The organism is Okeania sp. (assembly GCF_983059655.1).
Genome location: NZ_CEZPJD010000671.1, coordinates 2,057 through 4,439, shown reverse-complemented (window position 1 = coordinate 4,439; position 2,383 = coordinate 2,057). Strand labels below are relative to the sequence as shown.

The following is a 2,383-nucleotide window of genomic DNA, read 5'->3' as shown; positions in this document are numbered from 1 at the left end:
CAGGAAATTCTCAAGACAGCGCAGGTAATTTATGAGCAGAGATATAGCTGAAGTCAGAAGTCAGAAGTCAAAAGTCAGAAGTTAAACTCTTGTAATTCATAAATTTTCATTTTCCCTTGTATAAATATTTTCCCCACTAATTGCTTCATCCGGTAGAGGGGAGAGACGAGAATTAATTAGTCTTTTTTCGTTACCCTAATAATATAGTAACTTTTATAAAAAATTAGGCCATGAAACGTATTGTCTTAATCGCAGGTTTTGAATCTTTTAACACTGGTTTATACCGTCAAGCAGCTCAACTAGCAACTTCTCAATGTCCAGACTTAGATATCCAAGTATTTAGCGATCGCGCTCTTTCCCAACAACCAGAAACTGTCGCTACTGCTCTGGAAAATGCTGATGTGTTTTTCGGTAGTCTCCTTTTCGACTACGACCAAGTTTTATGGTTGCGCGAAAGAGTAAAAAATATTCCCATCCGTCTCGTTTTTGAGTCAGCATTAGAATTGATGGCATTAACAAAATTGGGAAAATTTATTATTGGCGACCAACCAAAAGGAATGCCAAAACCAGTCAAATTTATTCTTAGCAAATTTTCCAGCGGGAGAGAGGAAGATAAACTTGCAGGTTATATCAGTTTCCTGAAAACAGGTCCGAAATTACTCAAATTTGTACCAGTGAAAAAAGTGCAAGACCTGCGCAACTGGTTGATAATTTACGGTTATTGGAATGCTGGTGGTACAGAAAATGTTGCTGCCATGTGTTGGGTGTTGGCAGAAAAATATTTAGATTTAAAAGTTGGAGAAATACCGCCACCAGTGGAAACTCCCAATATGGGTTTACTGCATCCAGACTACCAGGGTTATTTTGAGTCTCCCCGAAAATATCTGGAATGGTATCGCCAACAAAAACAAACTTCTCCCACTCCCGTTGTTGGAATTTTGCTCTACCGCAAACACGTCATTACCAAACAACCATACATTCCTCAACTTATCCGCAAATTTGAAGAAGCAGGTTTGACACCTCTACCTGTATTTATCAACGGAGTCGAAGGTCATGTCGCCGTCAGAGACTGGATGACCAGCGCGTGGGAAAGTCAGAAGTCAGAAGGCAAAAGTCATGAAATTCAAAAGTCAAAAGTCAAAAGTCAAAAGTTAGATAAAATTCAAAATTCAAAAGTCAAAAGTCACGAAATTCAAAAGTCAAAAGTCAAAAATCAAAAGTATGATTCTGTTAAACCAATACTTTCCCTTTCTCCCGAAGCAGTAGAAGTTGATGCAGTCGTTTCAACTATTGGTTTTCCTTTGGTGGGGGGTCCTGCGGGTTCCATGGAAGCAGGGCGACAAGTGGAAGTTTCCCAACGCATCCTCACTGCCAAAAATGTTCCCTACTTTGTCGCAGCACCCCTACTTATTCAAGATATCCATTCTTGGACGCGCCAAGGTGTGGGAGGTTTGCAAAGTGTAGTTTTATATGCACTGCCAGAATTAGATGGAGCGATCGACCCTGTTCCCCTGGGTGGTTTAGTGGGAGAAGATATTTATTTAATTCCCGAAAGAGTGAAACGCCTCACGGGTAGAGTCAAAAATTGGATCAAACTGCGTCATAAAGCGCCCGCAGAAAGAAAAATAGCTGTTATTCTCTATGGTTTTCCTCCCGGTTATGGTGCCACAGGTACAGCAGCGTTGTTAAATGTGCCGCGATCGCTCCTGAAATTCCTCCACGCTCTGAAAGAGGAAGGTTACGACGTTGGGGAAATTCCTGAAGATGGGGAAGAACTTATTCGTCAAATTAAAGAAGCAGATGAAATTTATTCTTCTTCCTCCCTCCATAATTCAGAACCAGTGCGAGCATCTTGCTCGCGTCCTTCATCCTCGCATCCTTCATCCTCCCATTCTTCATCCTCGCATCCTTCATCCTCACATTCTTCATCTCCGCATTCTTCATCCTCCCATCCTTCTCAAGTCAATATTAAAACCCTAGAAAAATGGTTAGGTTATCTATCAACAACTCGCATGGAAAAACAATGGGGAAATCTCACCCGCACAGGTATAAAAACCGATGGTGAAAATTTCCATATTGGCGGAATTAAATTAGGAAATATTTGGCTAGGAGTACAACCACCCCTTGGAATTTCTGGAGACCCAATGCGCTTAATGTTTGAAAGAGATTTAACTCCTCATCCCCAATATGCTGCTTTTTATAAATGGCTCCAAAATGAATTTCAAGCTGATGCAGTTGTTCACTTTGGAATGCACGGAACTGTGGAATGGTTGCCAGGTTCACCTCTGGGAAATACTGGCTATTCTTGGTCAGATATTCTGTTAGGAAATATGCCACATCTATATATATATGCTGCTAATAATCCTTCCGAATCTATGTTGGC

1 protein-coding gene is annotated in these 2,383 nt (G+C 41.0%); it reads left to right on the top strand.

Annotated elements, in window-relative coordinates:
- Positions 1-230: 230 nt before the first annotated feature.
- Positions 231-2,383 (top strand): cobaltochelatase subunit CobN (locus AC3DU7_RS26340; protein ID WP_488042239.1); only part of this gene is annotated, 2,153 nt, incomplete at its 3' end.